This window comes from Pseudomonas sp. 1L-B-1-E-C1 (genome assembly GCF_057291835.1).
This window is the reverse complement of the sequence record NZ_JBXAWN010000005.1, coordinates 18,306-37,643: the sequence shown is the minus strand read 5'-3', so window position 1 is coordinate 37,643 and position 19,338 is coordinate 18,306. Positions and strand designations below refer to the sequence as shown.

Below are 19,338 nucleotides of genomic sequence, written 5' to 3'. Positions count from 1 at the left end.
TAAAGGCCAAACGGAGCCCTTGATGAAGCGCACCATTCTAACGGTCATTACCCTGGCCGCGCTCGCGATTACTGCGGTGCAGGCGCAACAGAGCATTCCGGTCAGCCCGACGCCGCAACCCGGTTCGCCCGGCACCGCGACGCCGACGCCGTATCCGCAGATCACCCCGATCACTCTGCCAAAATCGGGCGCCGGCAGCGGCAGCCCGCCGCTGGTGCCGATCGAAATGCCCAGCCCGCCGAGCAAGGATCAACCGGTGCCGGGCATCGAGCCGAATGGCAACAAGGTCAAATCCCCGGGCGGTTAAACCTGTTGTGCGGCGAGTTGGCCGTCTGCCATGCGCAGGCGTTTGGACAATGAAACGGCGAGGGCGCGGATGATCTTTGCGGCGATTTTCGGTGCGTCGTTGAGCATTTTTTCCAGCGAGTCCTTGCCCAGATTGAGCAACTGACAATGGCTCGCCGCGATGCACGTGGCGGAACGGCGCTCGCCATCGAGCACGGCCATTTCACCGAAGGCCCGGCCGCTGCGCAGGGTGGCCATGGTGATGACCTGACCGTCGACGCCGGTTTTCTGCACGGCGACCTGGCCGGTGTGGATGATGCACATGAAACTGCCGGCATCGCCCTCGCGAAAAATCGCTTCGCCTTCAGCCACGGTGCTGATGCTGAAGTAGCCGGAAGCGGCCGCGAAGTCGGCCAGCTGCAATTGATCGAACAGGCCACAGTCCATCAGCCAGTCGCGGATTTCGTTGTTCAGTAAGGTCGGTTCGGACATGTCGATGCGGTCTTTTTGTTTTCACATTTTCCGGGTATCACACGTTCCTTGTGTAGGAGCTGCCGAAGGCTGCGATCTTTTGATCTTGCTGTTAAAAAATCAAAAGATCGCAGCCTTCGGCAGCTCCTACACAGGGGAATCGGTGGAGACGTTGGGTCTGCTGTTAAGACCCAAGCCACCCACAGAGTTCCTCAGGCAATCTGCAAAACCTTGAACACAAACGCATATTCGAGCGCTACGTCACGTAATCCCTGATAGCGCCCGCTCATGCCGCCATGCCCGGCGCCCAGTTCGGTCTTTAGCAGCAGCAGATTGTCATCGGTCCTGGTCGCGCGCAATTTCGCCACCCACTTGGCTGCTTCCCAATACTGCACGCGGCTGTCGTTGTAGCCGGCAATCACCAGCAGCGGCGGATAAGCCTGCGCCGTGACGTTTTCGTACGGCGCGTAAGCCTTGATCCGATCATAGACGTCAGGTTCTTCCGGGTTGCCCCATTCGTCGTATTCGGTGACGGTCAGTGGCAGCTCGGGGTCGAGCATGGTGTTGAGCACGTCGACGAATGGCACTTCTGCAATCGCCACGCCGAACAGGTCCGGGCGCTGGTTGAGCACTGCGCCGATCAGCAGGCCACCGGCGCTGCCGCCGCTGATCGCCAGTTTTTCTGCGGTGGTGATGCCGTTGAGGATCAGAAATTCGGCGCAGGCGATGAAGTCGCTGAAGGTGTTGTGTTTGTGTTCCTGCTTGCCGGCGCGATACCAGGCTTCGCCCAGCTCGCCGCCGCCGCGTACGTGGGCGATGGCGAAGGCCATGCCGCGATCGAGCAGGCTCAGGCGTGCGTGGGAAAACCACGGGTCGAGGCTCGAACCATAGGCACCGTAACCGTACAGATACAGCGGCACCGGTTTGCCGACCATCTCGCGCTTCATCACCAGACTGATCGGCACCTGCGTGCCGTCCGGGGCGGTGGCCCACAGACGCTGACTGACATAGGCGTCGGCGTCGAACGGGCCGAGCACCGGGGTTTCCTTGAGCACTGTTTGCTCGGCGCTGGCGAGAATCAACTGGCGCACCTGAGCCGGGCGATTCAACGCTTCGTAGCGCAAACGAATGCGATCGCTCTCGAATTCCAGGCTGTTTTGCACATGGAGGCTGTAGGCCGCATCGGGCAATTGCACGCGATACGACGCCAGGCCTTGCGGGTGAACTTCGATAATCGGCAAACCACCCTCGCGCAGGCTCAAGGTCATCGCCTCGGCATTGAGGCTGACGCCGTCGAGCATCACTTCATCGCTATGCGGGATGAGATTCTGCCAGTCGGCTTCACTCGGCGGCACGCCGGTGTCCGCAGCCTGGTACAGGGCGAAGTTGATGCCGTCGCGGTTGGTGCGGATGAACCACGTCCAGACGCCATCGAGCAGGCCGTGGTCGACGTCGTATTCGTGATCTTCGACCCGTGGCGCCAGACAGGTGAACGGCAGGTGCGGCTGATTGGCGTCCAGCGCCCAGACTTCGCTGGTGGTCTTGCTGCCCAGCGACAGCAGCAATTGCTGCTCTGAGCTGGCGCGGTAGCAATGCAGGAAGAAACGCCCGTCCGGCTCGTGAAAAACCTCTTCGGCGGCGGTGCCATCGAGGCGATAACGGAACAGTTTGTGCGGGCGATGGGTGTCGTCGAGCACGCCGAAGAACAGGGTCAGACTGTCGTTGGCCCAGGTCATGCTGCCGTCGCAGTCTTCGAATTCGAGTTCGCTGACCTTGTCGTTGGACAGTTCCTTGACGAACAGCGTGTAGATCTCGTCGCCCGCGGTGTCGACGCTGTAGGCCAGACGCTGGTGATCGGGACTGATGCTGAAAGCACCAAGCGAGAAGAAGCCGCCATTGGCCAGTGCGTTCGGGTCAAGCAGCAGTTGTTCGCGGCTTTCATCGAGGATCAGGCTGTCATCCGCCGGACGCGGGCAGCGGTAGTGCCGGGCGTATTCGTCACCGGCGGTGGTGCGCGTGTAATACAGATACGGACCCCAGGGCGAGGGCAGGGACAGGTCGGTTTCCAGAATCCGGCCTTTGATCTCGTTGAACAGGCTTTCGCGCAGTTCGGCCTGATCGGCGGTTTGCGCCTCTTGATAAGCGTTTTCAGCCTTGAGGTAATCGAGCACCGCGTCGGTGTCGCGCTCCTGCAGCCAGGCATACGGGTCGGCGCCGGGCGCCCGGTGGGCAATCGGGGCTGGGATGACATTGGCGGATTGGGGCATGGAAGGCTCTCGGACATTATTCGGAATTGGGTTTTTCGCAGGTCTTGAAAGCGCCGCAGCCCTTGTGGGAGCGAGCCTGCTCGCGAAAGCGGTGTGTCAGGCAACGCTGTTGCAACTGCCAGTCTGCATTCGCGAGCAGGCTCGCTCCCACAGGGTCGGCTGCTGGCCGTCTGGTATTGGGACAAGCCGCATGGGCGAAAAGTCGTTACTATAAGCGCCTCTTTGCCTGCCTTGCCATGGACACCATGACCGAGAACGACTATCTGATCGCCTGGGGCCTTTACGCCTTTGCCGCCGTAGGCTGCCTGCTGGTATGGATGCGCCTGACCACCTGGATGTGGCGCTGGCTGCGCGAGCCGCTGCGTGTGCTGATGGCGGTGTTGCTGTTCAGCCCGACCATCGTCGATCCGGTGAAAGCCAAAGTTGCGCCGGCCATCGCCATCACCGCGCTGGACATGCTGTTCAAGGTCGGCAACAACGCCTGGCGTGCGGTTTCCGATCTGTTCATGTACGGCATGATCGCTTTCGGGGTGTATCTGGTTTTCGTCTTGATCCGTATGCCGATCGAGCGTGCCTCGACAGCGCGGCGTGAACGCGCCGAGGCCGCCAAAGCCGCGGCCCGCGCGGAAGATCGCGACGACGATCAGCCATTCGGCGGCGCCGGCGACGACCGCTACGGTCGTCCGCCAGTGCCGAACAATCCGCAGCGCATGCGGGTCGAGCCGCGTCTGTAACCCGAGAGTCCGCACATGTGTGAATTACTGGGCATGAGTGCCAACGTGCCGACCGACATCGTGTTCAGCTTCACCGGCCTGATGCAGCGCGGCGGTCGCACCGGTCCGCACCGCGACGGCTGGGGCATCGCCTTCTACGAGGGGCGGGGCTTGCGGTTGTTCCAAGACCCGGCGGCGAGCAGCGAGTCGGAAGTTGCCAATCTGGTGCAGCGTTATCCGATCAAGAGCGAAGTGGTCATCGGCCATATTCGCCAGGCCAACGTCGGCAAGGTCTGCCTGTCCAACACCCACCCGTTCGTCCGCGAACTGTGGGGGCGCAACTGGTGTTTCGCGCACAACGGCCAACTCGCCGACTTCACCCCGATCAAGAGTTTCTACCGCCCGGTCGGCGATACCGACAGCGAAGCGGCGTTCTGCGATTTGCTCAATCGTGTACGCGCGGCCTTTCCGGAACCGGTCGATATCGAAGTGCTGCTGCCGGATCTGGTCGCTGCCTGCGCTGAATATCGCAGCAAGGGCGTGTTCAATTGCCTGCTCAGCGACGGCGACTGGCTGTTCTGTTACTGCTCGACCAAACTGGCCCAGATCACCCGCCGCGCACCGTTCGGCCCGGCGCGGCTCAAGGATGTCGATGTGATTGTCGACTTCCAGGCTGAAACCACGCCCAACGACGTGGTCACGGTGATCGCCACCGAGCCTTTGACCGAAAACGAAACCTGGACCCGCTACGAACCGGGCCAATGGAGCCTGTGGCGACGCGGCGAATGCGTCAGCCAGGGCAAGACCGAATAAGGATTTGCACCCATGTTGCTCAGTTATGTACGGCTGGTGTTGTTTGCGGCAGGCCTGTTGATCGGCGTCCAGGTGCCGGGGTTCATCAACGATTACGCCCAGCGTGTCGAAGCGCATCTGATCGAAGCACAGACTGGTCTGCGTGGGTTTCAGGGCACCGCCGATCAGTTTTTCAAAGGCGACATGCAGGCGCTGGTGGCGCATTACCGGGCCAGCGAAGACCCGATTTTTCGCAGCGATGCGGACAGCCTGAACACCTTGCTCACCCGTCAGGTTGCGCTGGATAAACAGTTTCAGGCGATGCAAGGCCCTTGGTACGTGCGCTTCCTGCAAGTGGTGCTGGCCGCCGATCCGGACATTCGCAAGGAAACCTGGAATGGCTACAGCTATCAGATTCTGCTGACGCCGGAAGCGATGATCTGGGGCATGAGCGGGGCGTTGCTGCTTTCGTTCGGCATCGAATGCCTGTTCCGCCTGATCGACTGGGTAGTGCTCGGCGGCCGGCGTCTGCGCCAGAGCCGGCCGATCGAAGATCGCGACGTGCGCGGCCTCTAAAGGCCCCAGAGCAAACGATCGCAGCCTTCGGCAGCTCCTACAGGGGAATGTGAACACCTGTAGGAGCTGCCGAAGGCTGCGATCTTTTGATTTTCAGGCGTTCAAGACGATGTAACTGTCGCCCACTTTATCTGCATACCCCGCCAAGACCTGCTGACACAACGTCACAATCTCTTCGACCCACTCCACTCCGACCCGCCACGACACCACCACTGGCAGATCCCCCGGACGCTGCTCGATGTCGAGCAAGGTCAACTCTCCACGCGCCAGTTCCTCGGCCACCAGCACCGGCGGCAGGGCGCCGATTCCGAAACCGTCACGCAACAACCGGGTGATCGCTGACACCGAGTTCACGCAATTCAAGCGTGGCGCCAACACGCCGTTCGCCTGCATCAGCGCCACAATGTCCTGATGCGGTCGTGAGTTTTTCGAGTAGGTGATGATTCGCTCCTGCGCCAGTTCGGCGAGATCGGCGTAGTCGCGGTTGTAAATCGAGCTGCTGGCGACGATCCAGCCCAGCGGATGGCTGGCCAGCTCCAGACTGCGCACGCTTTCGTGCCTGACCAGATCGGTTTGCAGCACCAGATCGAGGAAGCCTTTTTGCAGCTGATCACAGAGATTCAGTGCGGTATCCGCGACCAGTTCGATTTCCACCCGTGGGTAGAGATCGGTCATTTGCGCCACCAGCGGGCTCAGCCAGGTATGAATCACCGTGTCCATCACGCCGATCCGCACCCGGCCGACCTTGCTCGAACGGGTCTCGATCGATTGTTTCAGCGCCGCCATGGTGTCGAGCATCTGCTCGGCATAGTCGAGCACCTTCAGGCCTTCCGGGGTCAGACTCACGCCGCGTGAGTCGCGCAGAAACAGCTTCACTCCCAGCTCGCCTTCGAGCACTGCGATGCGGCTGGAAATCGACGCCTGAGTGGTGAACAGCTTATCGGCAGTCAGACGAAAACTCTTCAGGCGCGCGACCCAGACAAAGGTCTCGAGAAACTTCAGGTTCATGGGCAAGGCTCGGCTGACAAATTTTTCTTATGCCTAAGGCGGGTTTTTATTCGTTGGACGGCGCGGGGCAGGGCGACGAAAAATCGGCGCATCCGGTTCCCACGATAGGCGTCGTCGGAGCTTCGAACAAGACCAATAAAAGCCCTGCGGAGATTTGCCATGAGTGCTCCCGACACCCTCCCGTTATCCAAGCCTGCGGCGCGTCCCGGGCCGTTCGACTGGTACCGCAACATCAACCAGCAGGAGCGCCGCACGTTCTGGAGCTGCAAGATCGGCTACGGTCTGGACGGCATGGACACGCAGATGCTCAGCTTCGTCGTGCCAACGCTGATTGCAATGTGGGGCATCACCACCGGCGAAGCGGGGCTGATTCACACCAGCACCTTGATCGCTTCGGCGATTGGCGGCTGGGTCGCCGGTATTCTTTCCGACCGCATCGGCCGCGTGCGCACGCTGCAACTGACGGTGCTGTGGTTCGCCTTCTTCACTTTCCTCTGCGGCTTCGCGCAAAACTACGAACAATTGTTGATCGCGCGCACGTTGATGGGCTTCGGTTTCGGCGGTGAATGGACCGCTGGCGCAGTGTTGATCGGTGAAGTGATTCGCGCCAGGGATCGCGGCAAAGCGGTTGGCATGGTGCAATCCGGCTGGGCGCTGGGCTGGGGCCTGACGGCGATTCTGTACGCGCTGTTGTTCTCGGTGTTGCCGCCGGAAGATGCCTGGCGCGCGCTGTTCATCCTCGGCATCGTGCCGGCGATATTCGTGATTTTCGTCCGTCGCCTGGTCAAGGATCCGGAAATCTATCGCGAAGCCAAAGCCGCGCAAACCCCGGACAACCCGGCGAAGTTCTACGAGATTTTTGCTCCGGGCATGCTGTTCACCACATTTCGCGCGTCGTTGCTGACCACCGGTGCGCTGGGCGGTTATTACGCAATCACCTCCTGGCTGCCGACCTTCCTCAAGAACGAACGCGGTTTGAGCGTGCTCGGCACCGGTGGTTATCTGGCAATGGTGATCGTCGGTTCCTACGTCGGTTACGTGATCAGCGCTTATCTGACCGACCTGCTCGGGCGGAAAAAGAATTTCATTTTGTTTGCGGTCGGCTCGTTCACCATCGTTCTGCTCTACACGCAGATGCCGGTCAGCAACGGCGTGATGCTGTGGCTGGGGTTTCCGCTGGGCTTCTTCGCCTCGGGGATTTTCAGCGGCATGGGTGCGTTTCTCACTGAACTGTTCCCCACGCGGATCCGCGGCTCGGGTCAGGGTTTCTGCTACAACATCGGCCGCGCGCTGGCGGCGTTGTTCCCGCTGCTGATTGGCCTGCTGAGCCAGAAAGTCCCGCTGAGCATGGGTATTGGTGCCTTTGCGGCGGTGTCCTACGGCGTGGTGATCCTGGCGGCGCTGAGTCTGCCGGAAACCCGCGGCAAGCAACTCGACGCGCAGTAACTGATAACCTGCGCAGCAATGTCCTACAGATAAGAAGATCAGCAGCTACAGGAGTGTTCACCGTGAGCCGCCTGCTATTGAATTGCGACATTGGCGAGAGCTTCGGCAGCTGGACCATGGGTCTGGACGCCGACGTCATGCCCTTCATCGATTGCGCCAACGTGGCCTGCGGTTTCCATGCCGGCGACCCGAGCATCATGCGCAAAACCGTGGCGCTGGCCCTCGAGCACGGCGTGCAGATCGGTGCGCACCCGGCTTATCAGGATCTGGTCGGATTCGGCCGACGTTCCATGGCCTATTCCGCGCAAGAGCTGCAAGACATCCTGCATTACCAGATCGGTGCCCTCGACGGCATCTGCAAGGCGCAGGGCGGACGCGTGAGCTACGTCAAACCCCACGGCGCGATGTACAACGACATGATGGCCAACTCGGCGCAGTTACGCGCGGTGGTGCAGGCCGTGGCCGCGTATGACCGCAGCCTGCCGCTGATGTTGATGGCAACCCGTGACAACGTCGCAGCGCAGCAAATCGGTGATGAATACGGCGTGACCCTGTGGTTCGAAGCTTTCGCCGATCGCGCCTACGACAGCGCTGGCCGGCTGGTCTCCCGGCAGCTGCCGGGCGCGGTGCATCACGATGCCGAAAAAATCATCGGCCAGGCCCTGACCATTGCCGCTGGCGGTGAGCTTACCGCCAGTGATGGCAGCGCTTTGATCCTGCGCGCCAACACCTTGTGCGTACACGGTGACAACGCCAGTTCCGTGGCCGCCGTGCAGCGCATTCGCCACGCCTTGCAGCAATCGAGTGCGTCATGAATCCACGTGTTGAAGTGGTAGCACTGGATTGCCTGATGCTGCGTCTGTTCGATGAAATCGCCGAAGCCAACATGCCGTGGATGCTCGCCGCCACCGAGCGTTTGCGCACGGCGTTCGGCGCCCAACTGATCGATCTGGTGCCGTCCTATACGACGTTGATGGTGCATTACGATCTGACGCTGCTGACTCCGGCCCAGGCGCGCGAATTGATCGCCGAAGCGCTGGTCGATCTGTCGCCAAATGCGCGAAGCGGTGGGCAGTGTCACGTCTTGCCGGTCTGGTACGACTCGAGTGTCGGCCCGGAACTGAGCCTGTTGGCCGAACGCAGCGGCCTCGCGGTGGACGAGGTGATTCGTCGTCACAGTGCGCGGGAATATCAAGTGTTCGCCCTTGGCTTTGCGCCGGGCTTTGCCTTCATGGGCCTGGTCGAAGAAATGCTCGCCGCGCCGCGCTTGAGCACACCGCGCAAAAAAGTCGCCGCCGGCAGCGTCGGTATCGCCGAGCGGCAGACGGCGGCTTATCCGGTAGTTTCACCCGGAGGCTGGAACCTGATCGGCCGCACCCCGGCGAAACTGTTCGATCGTCATCGCGACGGCTACAGCCTGATGCAGCCTGGCGACACGGTGCGCTTCGAAGCGGTCGACCACGGCGAATTCATTCGTCTGGGCGGCGACGACACGCCACTGGAGGCGCTGGCATGAGTCGACTGACAATCGAAGCCAGCACACCGCTGTGCCTGTTGCAGGATGCCGGGCGCTTCGGTGTGCGACACCTGGGCGTAACCCAGGGCGGCGCGGCGGATTGGTGTTCGATGAGCTGGGCCAATTGGCTGCTTGGTAACGACCTGGATGCAGTGGTGGTTGAAATTACGCTCGGCGGGTTTGCCGTGGTGGCTGAAGAGGATTGTCTGTTGGCGCTGGCCGGTGCGGATCTCGGCGCGCAAATCGATGGGCAACCGCAGGCGCCGTGGTGCAGTTTCAGATTGGCGAAAGGGCAGACTCTGCGCTTCACCCAGCCTTTGCTCGGCGCCCGGGCTTATCTGGCGACTCCCGGTGGGTTTACTGCGCCGAAGGTGCTGGGAAGCAGTGCCACGGTGGTGCGCGAACAATTGGGCGGTCTCGACGGGATGGGCCTTGCGCTCGCCAAAGGCACGGTGCTCTGTTCTTCCGGGGAAGCGCTGACGGTACGTGAAGTGCCTTTGGCGCTGCGTCCGGATCTCAGAATGGACACACCACTGGATCTGGTACTCGGCGCACAGATCGGCCAGTTCAGCGGACAAAGCCTGTTCGATGTCTTCAACAGCACCTGGACAATCGACAGCCGCGCCGACCGCATGGGCATCCGCCTGCTGGGTACGGCGTTGCAATATCAGGGCGCGCCGATGATCTCTGAAGGGATTCCGCTCGGTGCGGTGCAAGTGCCACCGGACGGGCAGCCGATTGTGTTGCTCAATGATCGCCAGACCATCGGCGGGTATCCGCGCCTAGGCGCGTTGACGCCGCTGGCACTGGCGCGGCTGGCGCAGTGCCTGCCGGGGGCGAAGGTGAGGTTAAGGCCGGTGGTGCAGGACGTCGCACATCGCGAGCACATCGAATATTTGCAGCGCTTCGTTTGAAGATCAAAAGATCGCAGCCTTCGGCAGCTCCTACAGAGGAATACGCGTTTCCCGTAGGAGCTGCCGAAGGCTGCGATCCTTTGATTTTATTTGGAAAGAAACCGCATCCCTTCCTCAAGCCCGCGCAACGTCAGCGGATACATCTGATCCTCGATCAGATCGCGCACGATATTGGTCGATGAGGTATAGCCCCAGGTGTCCTTCGGGTACGGGTTGATCCAGATGAGTTTTTTGTACTTCTCCATGAAACGCTGCATCCACACGTAGCCCGGTTCTTCGTTCCAGTGCTCGACACTGCCGCCGGCCTGGGTGATTTCGTACGGCGCCATGGCGGCGTCACCGATGAAGATCACCTTGTAGTCGGCGCCGTATTTGTGCAACAGATCCTGGGTCGAGGTGCGCTCGGAAGTGCGGCGCATATTGTTCTTCCACACCGATTCATAAATGAAGTTGTGGAAGTAGAAATACTCAAGATGCTTGAACTCGGTCTTGCAGGCCGAGAACAATTCCTCGCAGATCTTCACGTGCGCATCCATCGAGCCGCCGATGTCGAACAACAGCAGCAGCTTCACCGTGTTGCGCCGTTCCGGGCGCATCTGGATGTTCAGCAGGCCGGCATCCTTGGCGGTGTGGTCGATGGTGCCGTCGATGTCGAGTTCTTCCGCCGCACCCTGACGGGCAAACTTGCGCAGACGACGCAGGGCGACCTTGATGTTGCGCGTGCCCAGTTCCACCGAATCGTCGAGGTTCTTGTACTCGCGCTGATCCCAGACCTTGACCGCTTTGCCCTGACGCTTGCCGGCATCGCCAACGCGGATGCCTTCCGGGTTGAAACCGCCGGAACCGAACGGGCTGGTGCCGCCGGTGCCGATCCACTTGTTGCCGCCGGCATGGCGTTCCTTCTGTTCTTCCAGACGCTTCTTGAATTCCTCGATGAGCTTGTCCAGCCCGCCAAGGGACTGGATCTGCGCGCGCTCTTCGTCGCTGAGCGAACGCTCGAATTCCTTGCGCAGCCAGTCCTCGGGAATCAGCGCCTGCAAATGGTCGTCGAGTTTCTCCAGGCCATTGAAGTAGGCACTGAACGCGCGGTCGAACTTGTCGAAATGGCGCTCGTCCTTCACCAGAATCGCCCGTGACAAATAATAGAACTCGTCCATGTCGGCGAAGGTCACGCGCTGTTTCAGCGCGTTGATCAGGTCGAGCAGCTCACGCACCGACACCGGCACCTTGGCTGCACGCATTTCATTGAACAGGTTGAGCAGCATGGCAGCAGCCTCTTAGCGGGTGCCGCGACGGCTCATGAACGCCAGGCGCTCAAGCAGTTGTACGTCCTGTTCGTTCTTCACCAGCGCACCGGCCAGCGGCGGTATGGCTTTGGTCGGATCGCGCTCGCGCAGCACCGCTTCGCCGATGTTGTCGGCCATCAGCAGTTTCAGCCAGTCGACCAGTTCCGACGTCGATGGCTTCTTCTTCAGACCCGGTACCTTGCGCACGTCAAAGAACACGTCTAGCGCTTCGCTGACCAGATCCTTCTTGATGTCCGGGTAATGCACGTCGACGATTTTCTGCAGGGTGGTGCGGTCGGGGAAAGCGATGTAATGAAAGAAGCAGCGGCGCAGGAAGGCGTCCGGCAGCTCTTTCTCGTTGTTGGAGGTAATGATGATGATCGGGCGCTTCTTGGCCTTGATGGTCTCGTCGATCTCGTAAACGTAGAACTCCATCTTGTCGAGTTCTTGCAGCAAGTCGTTAGGGAACTCGATGTCGGCCTTGTCGATTTCGTCGATCAGCAGGATCACCCGCTCCTCGGACTCAAACGCTTCCCAGAGCTTGCCTTTCTTCAGGTAATTGCGCACGTCGTGGACTTTTTCATTGCCCAGCTGCGAGTCGCGCAAACGGCTCACCGCGTCGTACTCGTACAGCCCCTGATGGGCCTTGGTGGTGGATTTGATGTGCCAGGTGATCAGCTTGGCACCGAACGACTCGGCGAGTTGCTCGGCGAGCATGGTCTTGCCGGTGCCCGGTTCACCCTTGACCAGCAGCGGCCGCTCCAGGGTGATGGCGGCGTTGACCGCCAGCTTCAGGTCATCGGTGGCGACGTAGGCCTGGGTGCCTTCGAACTTCATCTGCAAATCCTCGAACGGTAACGCCGACCTTACGGGCAGGGCGGGGGCGAATAATCGGATGCCCCGACTATAACGCGCACGCCGGTCGACTGTGAACGCAGACGGCGTATTCAGTCTCTGAATAGGGCGTCACATGTTGACTCAGTCTCGGCGGATGGCCAGTATTCCGGTATCGCCGATTTGGCGATAGCCTTTCTTGCTTGGTTGATAAAAAGGCAGAAAATCGATGTTACCCATGAAACGGCCGCGTCTGCGATTTGCGCAGGTCCTGTCGGATTTCAGGTTGGCGCTGACATTTATCAATGGTCAGGAACTGACAGTTGATTTGGGGGTGGATATTCATACTTATCCAGGTCTGCGGCCACTGCTTGATAGCGAAGTCTTTGCGACTGCCGTAGTTGGCGACGATGGCTGGATAGTCGAATGGCTAGAGCCCGACATACAGATTGGCGCAGACACCTTGTACATGGATGCGCTGGCGCAAAATGCCCAGGACGAGAACACACGCATTTTTATCGACTGGCGCGCCCGTACGGGACTTTCTCTCAGTGAGGCGGCCGAGGCGCTGGGTGTGAGCGCTCGGAGCATCAGCCGTTACAGCAATGGGCGTGAGGCAGTGCCACGTTCTTTGGCGTTGGCCTGTCTGGGCTGGGATTCGCTGCAACAGCGCTCATCGATCGCGGCCGAAGACACTGGTAGATATGTCGTCAGCCGCAAAACTTAACCCTCATCCGGCTTCGGCCGTTCATACCGCGCATTGAAGGCTTGAATAAAGCCGTTGCGCAAAATCTGCAAAAACGCTTCGAATGCGTTGACGTTCTGCTGGTGCACATTGCCGCTGAGTTGGACCCGGGTGGCGAACTGGTTTTTGTTCTGGTTTTTCAGAACGGTCTCGGTGCCGCCGACCAGTGCTTCCCAGACCGAGCGGAACAGGCCTTTGTTTTTGTTCTCGACGTCCTGCTGCCAATTGAAAACATCGACATCGCGCAGCAGAGGTTTGATGTAGCCGGTGAGCCGGGCTTTTTCTGCCTTGGCTTCGATGACCACATCGCCGTGACCAGCGTTGAAGTCGAATTTGCCGTAGGCCGAGGCGAAGTCGTTCATGCGTTTGAGCTCGATGTCGCGGGCACGCAGGCGGAATTCGAAGTCTTCGAAGTTGCTCAGCGGATCGAAGGTGGCGGTGGTTTCCAGTGGCGCGTGGCCCAGCAGGAGCGCCTTGCCTTCGAAGCGGGCGTCGCGTTTGCCTTCCTTGTCGACCACGTTGGTCAGGTTATAGATGCTGGCGTTGACGTTGCTGGCATTCATGTTTACCGGCGGCTTGGAATTGAAGTTGCGGAACGTGATACGGCCGTCGTTGATCTGCACCTCATCGAGGGTGATCGGCAGCAGCTTGCCGAGTTGTTCTCGCCAGTCGGTGCCCTGACCGGTCTGCGAGTTCTGTTTGTTGGGGCCACCGTCGACGAAATTGATTTCCGGATTGAGGAATTGCACCTGGGCGACCACGGCATGGTCGTACCACAGCGAGTGCCAGCTCACCGACAGGTCGATCAACGGCGCATCGACGAACGGCACCGGTACCTTGCCGTCGACCTTGACGATTTTCAGACCATTGATTTTGTAGGCGCCGCGCCACAGCGCGAGGTCGACATCGGTGATCTGGCCACGGTAATCGCCCATGTCCGCGAGCTTGTCATTGAGGTAGTCGCGAACCAGATAGGGCAGGGCGAAATGCAGGGCGACCAGCAGCACCACGACACCCGCCAGGGTCCAGAGCGGCCAGCTGTAACGACGTTTCATGACATTGTTCCTTGAAGAGTGTTCCTTGGTTCAATGCGATTGACTGCGCGCGGTTGCAGACGTTCGACCCGACTGGACTGTGATCGGCAACAGGCTTACCTTGAAAGGCGAATTCAACGCTGCATAAGGACCCAGCCATGAGCCGTATTTACGCTGACAACGCCCATTCCATCGGCAATACGCCGCTGGTCCAGATCAACCGCATCGCGCCGCGCGGGGTCACGATCCTGGCCAAGATCGAGGGGCGCAACCCCGGTTACTCGGTCAAGTGCCGGATTGGCGCCAACATGATCTGGGACGCCGAAAGCAGCGGTAAACTCAAGCCCGGCATGACCATTGTCGAGCCCACCTCCGGTAACACCGGCATCGGCCTGGCGTTCGTCGCTGCTGCGCGTGGCTATAAACTGATGCTGACCATGCCGGCGTCGATGAGCATCGAGCGCCGTAAGGTCCTGAAAGCCCTGGGGGCGGAACTGGTGTTGACCGAGCCGGCCAAGGGCATGAAGGGCGCCATCGAGAAAGCCGCGGAAATCGTCGCCAGTGATGCCGACAAATATTTCATGCCGGCGCAATTCGATAACCCGGCCAACCCGGCGATTCACGAAAAGACCACCGGCCCGGAAATCTGGAACGACACCGACGGCGCCGTGGATGTACTGGTGGCGGGCGTCGGTACCGGTGGAACCATTACCGGTGTCTCGCGGTATATCAAGAACACCGCCGGCAAACCGATTCTGTCGGTGGCTGTGGAGCCTGCATCTTCGCCGGTCATCACCCAGGCCCTGGCCGGTGACGAGATCAAGCCTAGTCCACACAAGATTCAGGGCATTGGCGCCGGTTTTGTGCCGAAGAACCTTGATCTGTCGATGGTCGATCGTGTCGAGCAAGTAACCGACGAAGAATCGAAGGCCATGGCCTTGCGTCTGATGCAGGAAGAGGGAATTTTGTGCGGCATATCCTGCGGCGCTGCGATGGCGGTGGCTGTGCGCCTGGCGGAAACTCCGGAGATGCAGGGCAAAACCATCGTCGTGGTGTTGCCGGATTCGGGTGAGCGTTATCTGTCGAGCATGTTGTTCAGTGACCTGTTCACCGAGCAGGAGAATCAGCAGTAATCCTGTTGATTCAGGTCAGCCAAGGTTCAGGCGCTGCATGTTAATAAAGGCTTTGTTGCGCAATGCATAACACTGAATCTTGTATCAGGCGGGTTTTTCCCGGAGCCGGTAGTGTTTATCATGGCCGGCTGCCATGCCGGGAAAAGGGCATTGCGCAGCGTTGTCTTTATTCAAGGAGTCGTTGATGACCGTTTCGTTTGCCGCCAAGGCGTTTGTGCTGTTGCTGTTTCTGGGCAGCACGCTCTATGTGCATTTGCGCGGCAAGGCGCGTTTGCCGGTATTGCGCCAGTTCGTCAACCACTCGGCGCTGTTCGCCCCGTACAACGCCTTGATGTACCTGTTCTCCGCAGTGCCGTCCAGACCGTATCTGGATCGCAGCAAGTTTCCGGAACTGGATGTTCTGCGCGACAACTGGGAAACCATCCGCGACGAAGCGATGCATCTGTTTGACGAGGGCTATATTCGCGCCGCCGAAAAGAACAACGACGCCGGTTTTGGCTCGTTCTTCAAGAAGGGCTGGAAGCGCTTCTATCTGAAGTGGTACGACAAACCGCTGCCATCGGCCGAAGCCCTGTGCCCGAAAACCGTGGCACTGGTCAGCGCCATTCCCAACGTCAAGGGCGCGATGTTCGCGCTGCTTCCGGGTGGCAGTCACCTCAACCCGCATCGTGACCCGTTTGCCGGCTCCCTGCGTTATCACCTCGGTCTGTCGACACCCAACTCTGACGATTGCCGGATCTTCGTCGACGGTCAGGTTTACGCCTGGCGCGACGGCGATGACGTGATGTTCGACGAGACCTACGTGCACTGGGTCAAGAATGAAACCGATCAGACTCGCGTCATTCTGTTCTGTGACATTGAACGCCCGCTGAGCAACCGCCTGATGACCCGCATCAACCGCTTCATCAGCGGCTGGCTCGGCCGCGCCACTGCGCCGCAGAACCTTGATGATGAACGCGTCGGCGGGATCAACCAGGCTTATGCCTGGAGCAAGAACTTCAGCGACCGTTTCAGCGGCGTGGTCAAACAGTGGAAACGCCGCCATCCCAAGGCCTACCGCGTCATGCGCCCGGTGCTGGCGGTGCTGGTGCTGACGTTGCTGGGGTATTGGTTGTTTGGTTGAGGCTGGATCAGAAATAAAAAACCGCTCCTCAGGAGCGGTTTTTTCACAATCGGCCAGCGGCCAGCACCGAGGGCTCATCTTCGATACCGGTGATCAGCAGTTGCAACAGACGCCGTTGATTAGCGGTCAATTCTTGATCAGCCAGTCTTTTGGTTTTCAGCGATCTGACCAGTGCTTCGGGAGGTCTCTGTTTCGCTTTCTTCATGTCGCCTCCCGGTTTGATCAGTAATTGATTGGCTTTCACAGTACTGGATTCTCCAAGGTTTTGACAAGGCGGCCTTCGATGTCGTAGCTGAAACCCAGCTTCTGATAAACGGGTATCGCACCGTCCAGCGGCTCTTGTATTTCGATAACTTCGCAGCCAACGAAATGCGCGTATTGCTCAATTACCATCATCGCTAGTAGTCCTATCCGATTTTTCAAAGGATGTGTTCCGCCAGGGCGCCCTTCCAATCTCACAACTCGTAATCTTCGTCGACTATTGTTCGGGTTCGCAAAACACAGGCTGCAGAGCTGCCCGTCGAACCAGATAGAGATGTCCAATGCGCGTGGTTCACGTGATTTCCACGCGATGACTTCGTGCCAGACAAAGCAGGGTTCTTCCCATGTTTCAAAAGCATTCAGCGCATGCCTGTTTATCGGTTCGAACCGAATCAGAGATAAATCCATAATCGAAGCGTCGGCCGCCTTGAGTTGGCCTTGTAAGCCGGCAATCTGCGAAGCGGCCCGCTTCCTCGCCTCTGACCGATAAACCTGATACCGCAAATACGTCCGTTCCCTTGGCATATGATCTCTTGCATTCCATGTCTCCTGACAATCCGTTGCCACCTCCATCTACCCTAATCAGCCGGCGCCAGACTGTCGCTAGCGGCCCTTTGCCCAAGTCATTGCAATCTGTGTCCCGGGCTGGTTATAGTCAGCCCGCTTGAGCGCCATGCTCACGCCTTCATTTCCTAAATAAAGATCTGCCTTCATGCCTGCATCCCTCATCAACGCGGTAGTCGATTCAGCGGTCAACGCTGGCGTCGTGCCGTGCGGGAATCAGCAGCCTGTGCAGATCAGTCATTACCCTCCACCTGTCAGTAGTACGCCGGTGTGCGCAGTCGTAGCGCCGCCGGGCGTTGGTGTCCGGGGCTGATCGGCAGTTTCTGCCGACCCCTGCGCCCGCCAGAAAAACCTACTGGATTTCAGCTCCGGCTGAGTTGGCTTTTTGCCTGACTACAGGTGGTATTCATGTTTGTCCTTTCGAAACAATCCGCGCTCGCGGCGGCGTCCACGAGCCTGTTCGTTCTGCTGTGGAGCAGCGGGGCGATTTTCTCCAAATGGGGCCTGGCGCACGCTTCGCCCTTTGCCTTTCTGCTGATTCGCTTCGCGATCGCCCTGTGCGGGCTGGTGCTGCTGGCGCCGCTGCTCAAGTTGAAGTTGCCCGAGGGTGGCAAGCCGATGCTGTTTGCGATCGCCACGGGACTGGTGTTACTCGGGGCTTATCAGATCTTTTATCTGTTGGCGCTCGACTGCAAAGTCACGCCGGGGGTGATGGCGACTCTGATGGGCGTTCAGCCGATTCTCACGGTGGTGCTGATGGAGCGCCAGCGTTCGGCGAGCCGCCTGTTCGGCCTGGCGCTGGGGCTGGCCGGGCTGATCATGGTGGTTTATCAGGGCATCGGTCTGGCCGGGATGTCCTGGGCTGGCATGTTGTTCGGCTTGCTGGCGCTGGCGAGCATGACGCTGGGCTCGATCATGCAGAAGCGCATCACTGACAATCCACTCGGCACGCTGCCGGTGCAATATCTGGCCGGGCTGTTGCTGTGCGCGGTGTTCGTGCCGTTCCAGCCGTTTCACTTCGAGCACAGCGCAGGCTTCATTGTCCCGGTGTTATGGATGGGCGTGGTGGTCTCGGTGCTGGCGACATTGTTGCTGTATCGGCTGATCGCGCAGGGCAATCTGGTGAACGTCACCAGCCTGTTCTATCTGGTGCCGGCGGTGACGGCGGTGATGGATTACCTGATTTTCGGCAATCGGCTGGCGGCGTTGAGTGTGCTGGGGATGTTGCTGATCATTGTTGGGTTGGCTTTTGTGTTCCGTAAGGCCCGTTAGAAGAAGGGCAGGCGGCGCTTGTTGCGCCGCCTTTCGCGAGCAGGCTCGCTCCCACAGATGAAAGTATTGCCATTGTGGGAGCGAGCGTGCTGGCGAATATTTGCGACACAAACAATCTAACGGACTTACACCTTTGCAGGCTTCACCACTGCCGGCTTCAACACCAGCCACAACGCCGCCCCAATCAGCAACCCGCCATAAACGTGCGCCATCGACAACGGCTCATCCAGCAACAACGCCCCCCACAATACGCCGAACGGCGGGATCATGAAGGTCACGGTCATCGATTTCACCGGGCCGATCGAGCTGAGCAGGCGGAAATAGATGATGTAGGCAAACGCCGTGCAACCCAGGCCCAGGCCGAGCAACGACAGCCAGACATGCCAGCCGCCCCAACTGACCGGCGGCGCAGTGATCGTGCTGTAGGCGAACAACGGCAGCAAAAACAACGTCGCCCCGAGCATGCTGCCCAGTGCCGACAGACGGCTGTCCAGCCCACCGGCCTGATCCAGCCAGCGCCGCGCAAGAAATCCGGCAAAACCGTAGCAAGTGGTCGCCAGCAGGCAAGCGACCGCACCCATCAGCAATTGCAGATCGAAGGCCACGGGCCCGGCGCGCGTCAGCACGCCGACGCCGAGCAGGCCGAGGAATACGCCGCCCAGCTTCGCAATCGTGAGTTTTTCGCTAAAGAACAGGCCGCCAATCAACACGCCCATCAGCGGCGTGGTGGCATTGAAAATCGCCGAGTAGCCGGCCGGCAGTACTTGGGCTGCAACCGAATACAGCGTCGCCGGAATTCCCGAATTGATCACGCCCAGCAGCATCACGGTTTTCAGCTTGCCCTTGAAATCCCAGCTGATGCGCATCAGCCCAAGGATCACCAACAGCCCGGCGGCCGCGATCGACACGCGAAAGAATCCGGTCGGGATCGTGCCGATCACCGGGGCGATGATGCGCATGAACAGAAAACTCGCGCCCCAGATAGCGGCCAGCGACAACATACGGAAAATATCGACAGGGCTCACGGCGGGCTCCTTCCTTGATCGGGACGAGAGTGTTGCCGAGCGTCCGGATCATGGCAACCGCTATTCGGGCTTT

At 59.8% G+C, this 19,338-nt stretch carries 21 protein-coding genes; 12 read left to right on the top strand and 9 right to left on the bottom strand.

The annotated features are described in order from the left end of the window. Positions 1 to 22 precede the first annotated feature (22 nt). On the top strand, positions 23 to 307 hold the full coding sequence (locus AC0Z4S_RS10200) for a hypothetical protein (protein WP_137216219.1): 285 nt from the start codon (positions 23 to 25) through the stop codon (positions 305 to 307). Here the strand turns inward: AC0Z4S_RS10200 and AC0Z4S_RS10195 are convergent. Continuing rightward, a complete protein-coding gene (locus AC0Z4S_RS10195) occupies positions 304 to 777 on the bottom strand; it encodes a cyclic nucleotide-binding domain-containing protein (RefSeq protein WP_253500164.1) in 474 nt (157 codons plus the stop codon). The two genes, AC0Z4S_RS10200 and AC0Z4S_RS10195, sit on opposite strands and share 4 nt — an antisense overlap. A 191-nt stretch (positions 778 to 968) precedes the next feature. Further along, positions 969 to 3,023: a S9 family peptidase gene (locus tag AC0Z4S_RS10190; protein WP_485622889.1), complete on the bottom strand. Its 2,055-nt coding sequence runs from the start codon at positions 3,021 to 3,023 to the stop codon at positions 969 to 971. Between the two features lie 236 nt (positions 3,024 to 3,259). Here AC0Z4S_RS10190 and AC0Z4S_RS10185 point away from each other — a divergent pair, with 236 nt between their 5' ends. From AC0Z4S_RS10185 to AC0Z4S_RS10175, 3 genes are read left to right on the top strand one after another with little or no spacing between them, the layout of a single operon-like run. Continuing rightward, positions 3,260 to 3,757, top strand: a complete 498-nt coding sequence (locus tag AC0Z4S_RS10185) for an MFS transporter (RefSeq protein WP_253500170.1) — start codon at positions 3,260 to 3,262, stop codon at positions 3,755 to 3,757. Between the two features lie 15 nt (positions 3,758 to 3,772). Then, on the top strand, positions 3,773 to 4,549 hold the full coding sequence (locus AC0Z4S_RS10180; protein WP_024012022.1) for a class II glutamine amidotransferase: 777 nt from the start codon (positions 3,773 to 3,775) through the stop codon (positions 4,547 to 4,549). A gap of 12 nt (positions 4,550 to 4,561) precedes the next feature. After that, complete coding sequence (locus tag AC0Z4S_RS10175; RefSeq protein ID WP_042607436.1) at positions 4,562 to 5,104, top strand: DUF2937 family protein; 543 nt, start codon at positions 4,562 to 4,564, stop codon at positions 5,102 to 5,104. Between the two features lie 93 nt (positions 5,105 to 5,197). Here AC0Z4S_RS10175 and AC0Z4S_RS10170 read toward each other — a convergent pair whose 3' ends face one another. Next, entirely contained in the window at positions 5,198 to 6,112 is a 915-nt protein-coding gene (locus AC0Z4S_RS10170; RefSeq protein ID WP_471879193.1) for a LysR family transcriptional regulator, read from the bottom strand. A gap of 159 nt (positions 6,113 to 6,271) precedes the next feature. On the opposite strand from AC0Z4S_RS10170, the gene AC0Z4S_RS10165 reads away from it, so the two are divergent. From AC0Z4S_RS10165 to AC0Z4S_RS10150, 4 genes are all read left to right on the top strand, one after another. Further along, entirely contained in the window at positions 6,272 to 7,558 is a 1,287-nt protein-coding gene (locus tag AC0Z4S_RS10165) for an MFS transporter (RefSeq protein WP_485622888.1), read from the top strand. A gap of 62 nt (positions 7,559 to 7,620) precedes the next feature. Then, entirely contained in the window at positions 7,621 to 8,373 is a 753-nt protein-coding gene (locus AC0Z4S_RS10160) for a 5-oxoprolinase subunit PxpA (RefSeq protein WP_485622886.1), read from the top strand. Further along, positions 8,370 to 9,074, top strand: a complete 705-nt coding sequence (gene pxpB / locus AC0Z4S_RS10155; RefSeq protein WP_485622885.1) for a 5-oxoprolinase subunit PxpB — start codon at positions 8,370 to 8,372, stop codon at positions 9,072 to 9,074. Before AC0Z4S_RS10160 ends, pxpB begins: the two co-directional genes overlap by 4 nt. Next, the gene (locus tag AC0Z4S_RS10150) at positions 9,071 to 9,988 is read left to right on the top strand and encodes a 5-oxoprolinase subunit C family protein (protein ID WP_485622884.1); all 918 of its coding nucleotides are present in this window, start codon (positions 9,071 to 9,073) and stop codon (positions 9,986 to 9,988) included. The genes pxpB and AC0Z4S_RS10150 overlap by 4 nt, the downstream gene beginning before the upstream one ends. 86 nt (positions 9,989 to 10,074) lie before the next feature. On the opposite strand, the gene AC0Z4S_RS10145 is transcribed toward AC0Z4S_RS10150, so the two are convergent. Next, positions 10,075 to 11,253, bottom strand: a complete 1,179-nt coding sequence (locus AC0Z4S_RS10145) for a vWA domain-containing protein (protein WP_485622883.1) — start codon at positions 11,251 to 11,253, stop codon at positions 10,075 to 10,077. A 12-nt stretch (positions 11,254 to 11,265) separates the two neighbouring features. Further along, positions 11,266 to 12,111 carry an AAA family ATPase gene (locus AC0Z4S_RS10140; RefSeq protein WP_007911294.1) on the bottom strand — a complete coding sequence of 282 codons (846 nt, stop codon included), beginning with the start codon at positions 12,109 to 12,111 and terminating at the stop codon, positions 11,266 to 11,268. Positions 12,112 to 12,337: 226 nt separating this feature from the next. Between AC0Z4S_RS10140 and AC0Z4S_RS10135 the strand changes: the two genes are divergently transcribed. Then, positions 12,338 to 12,835, top strand: a complete 498-nt coding sequence (locus AC0Z4S_RS10135; protein WP_485622882.1) for a helix-turn-helix domain-containing protein — start codon at positions 12,338 to 12,340, stop codon at positions 12,833 to 12,835. On the opposite strand, the gene AC0Z4S_RS10130 is transcribed toward AC0Z4S_RS10135, so the two are convergent. Continuing rightward, complete coding sequence (locus AC0Z4S_RS10130) at positions 12,832 to 13,908, bottom strand: DUF748 domain-containing protein (RefSeq protein WP_042607443.1); 1,077 nt, start codon at positions 13,906 to 13,908, stop codon at positions 12,832 to 12,834. The genes AC0Z4S_RS10135 and AC0Z4S_RS10130 overlap by 4 nt on opposite strands. Before the next feature lie 137 nt (positions 13,909 to 14,045). On the opposite strand from AC0Z4S_RS10130, the gene cysK reads away from it, so the two are divergent. After that, positions 14,046 to 15,020 (top strand): cysteine synthase A, encoded by a 975-nt coding sequence (gene cysK, locus AC0Z4S_RS10125; RefSeq protein WP_064362519.1) that lies wholly within the window; start codon positions 14,046 to 14,048, stop codon positions 15,018 to 15,020. 184 nt (positions 15,021 to 15,204) lie between these two features. Beyond that, on the top strand, positions 15,205 to 16,143 hold the full coding sequence (locus tag AC0Z4S_RS10120; RefSeq protein ID WP_039760974.1) for an aspartyl/asparaginyl beta-hydroxylase domain-containing protein: 939 nt from the start codon (positions 15,205 to 15,207) through the stop codon (positions 16,141 to 16,143). Between the two features lie 43 nt (positions 16,144 to 16,186). On the opposite strand, the gene AC0Z4S_RS10115 is transcribed toward AC0Z4S_RS10120, so the two are convergent. Both AC0Z4S_RS10115 and AC0Z4S_RS10110 read right to left on the bottom strand, forming a co-directional pair. Continuing rightward, positions 16,187 to 16,348, bottom strand: a complete 162-nt coding sequence (locus AC0Z4S_RS10115; protein ID WP_485622881.1) for a hypothetical protein — start codon at positions 16,346 to 16,348, stop codon at positions 16,187 to 16,189. 35 nt (positions 16,349 to 16,383) lie between these two features. Beyond that, complete coding sequence (locus AC0Z4S_RS10110; RefSeq protein ID WP_485622880.1) at positions 16,384 to 16,929, bottom strand: hypothetical protein; 546 nt, start codon at positions 16,927 to 16,929, stop codon at positions 16,384 to 16,386. A 447-nt stretch (positions 16,930 to 17,376) separates the two neighbouring features. Between AC0Z4S_RS10110 and AC0Z4S_RS10105 the strand changes: the two genes are divergently transcribed. Further along, positions 17,377 to 18,240 carry a DMT family transporter gene (locus tag AC0Z4S_RS10105; protein ID WP_485622878.1) on the top strand — a complete coding sequence of 288 codons (864 nt, stop codon included), beginning with the start codon at positions 17,377 to 17,379 and terminating at the stop codon, positions 18,238 to 18,240. 125 nt (positions 18,241 to 18,365) lie between these two features. On the opposite strand, the gene AC0Z4S_RS10100 is transcribed toward AC0Z4S_RS10105, so the two are convergent. Continuing rightward, complete coding sequence (locus AC0Z4S_RS10100) at positions 18,366 to 19,265, bottom strand: DMT family transporter (protein WP_485622876.1); 900 nt, start codon at positions 19,263 to 19,265, stop codon at positions 18,366 to 18,368. Positions 19,266 to 19,338: the final 73 nt, after the last annotated feature.

Coding starts and splice junctions, on each gene's coding strand:
- AC0Z4S_RS10200 (WP_137216219.1), top strand. CDS start 23: ATGAAGCGCACCATTCTAACGGTCATTACCCTGGCCGCGCTCGCGATT.
- AC0Z4S_RS10195 (WP_253500164.1), bottom strand. CDS start 777: ATGTCCGAACCGACCTTACTGAACAACGAAATCCGCGACTGGCTGATG.
- AC0Z4S_RS10190 (WP_485622889.1), bottom strand. CDS start 3,023: ATGCCCCAATCCGCCAATGTCATCCCAGCCCCGATTGCCCACCGGGCG.
- AC0Z4S_RS10185 (WP_253500170.1), top strand. CDS start 3,260: ATGGACACCATGACCGAGAACGACTATCTGATCGCCTGGGGCCTTTAC.
- AC0Z4S_RS10180 (WP_024012022.1), top strand. CDS start 3,773: ATGTGTGAATTACTGGGCATGAGTGCCAACGTGCCGACCGACATCGTG.
- AC0Z4S_RS10175 (WP_042607436.1), top strand. CDS start 4,562: ATGTTGCTCAGTTATGTACGGCTGGTGTTGTTTGCGGCAGGCCTGTTG.
- AC0Z4S_RS10170 (WP_471879193.1), bottom strand. CDS start 6,112: ATGAACCTGAAGTTTCTCGAGACCTTTGTCTGGGTCGCGCGCCTGAAG.
- AC0Z4S_RS10165 (WP_485622888.1), top strand. CDS start 6,272: ATGAGTGCTCCCGACACCCTCCCGTTATCCAAGCCTGCGGCGCGTCCC.
- pxpB (WP_485622885.1), top strand. CDS start 8,370: ATGAATCCACGTGTTGAAGTGGTAGCACTGGATTGCCTGATGCTGCGT.
- AC0Z4S_RS10150 (WP_485622884.1), top strand. CDS start 9,071: ATGAGTCGACTGACAATCGAAGCCAGCACACCGCTGTGCCTGTTGCAG.
- AC0Z4S_RS10145 (WP_485622883.1), bottom strand. CDS start 11,253: ATGCTGCTCAACCTGTTCAATGAAATGCGTGCAGCCAAGGTGCCGGTG.
- AC0Z4S_RS10140 (WP_007911294.1), bottom strand. CDS start 12,111: ATGAAGTTCGAAGGCACCCAGGCCTACGTCGCCACCGATGACCTGAAG.
- AC0Z4S_RS10135 (WP_485622882.1), top strand. CDS start 12,338: ATGTTACCCATGAAACGGCCGCGTCTGCGATTTGCGCAGGTCCTGTCG.
- AC0Z4S_RS10130 (WP_042607443.1), bottom strand. CDS start 13,908: ATGAAACGTCGTTACAGCTGGCCGCTCTGGACCCTGGCGGGTGTCGTG.
- cysK (WP_064362519.1), top strand. CDS start 14,046: ATGAGCCGTATTTACGCTGACAACGCCCATTCCATCGGCAATACGCCG.
- AC0Z4S_RS10120 (WP_039760974.1), top strand. CDS start 15,205: ATGACCGTTTCGTTTGCCGCCAAGGCGTTTGTGCTGTTGCTGTTTCTG.
- AC0Z4S_RS10115 (WP_485622881.1), bottom strand. CDS start 16,348: ATGAAGAAAGCGAAACAGAGACCTCCCGAAGCACTGGTCAGATCGCTG.
- AC0Z4S_RS10110 (WP_485622880.1), bottom strand. CDS start 16,929: ATGCCAAGGGAACGGACGTATTTGCGGTATCAGGTTTATCGGTCAGAG.
- AC0Z4S_RS10105 (WP_485622878.1), top strand. CDS start 17,377: ATGTTTGTCCTTTCGAAACAATCCGCGCTCGCGGCGGCGTCCACGAGC.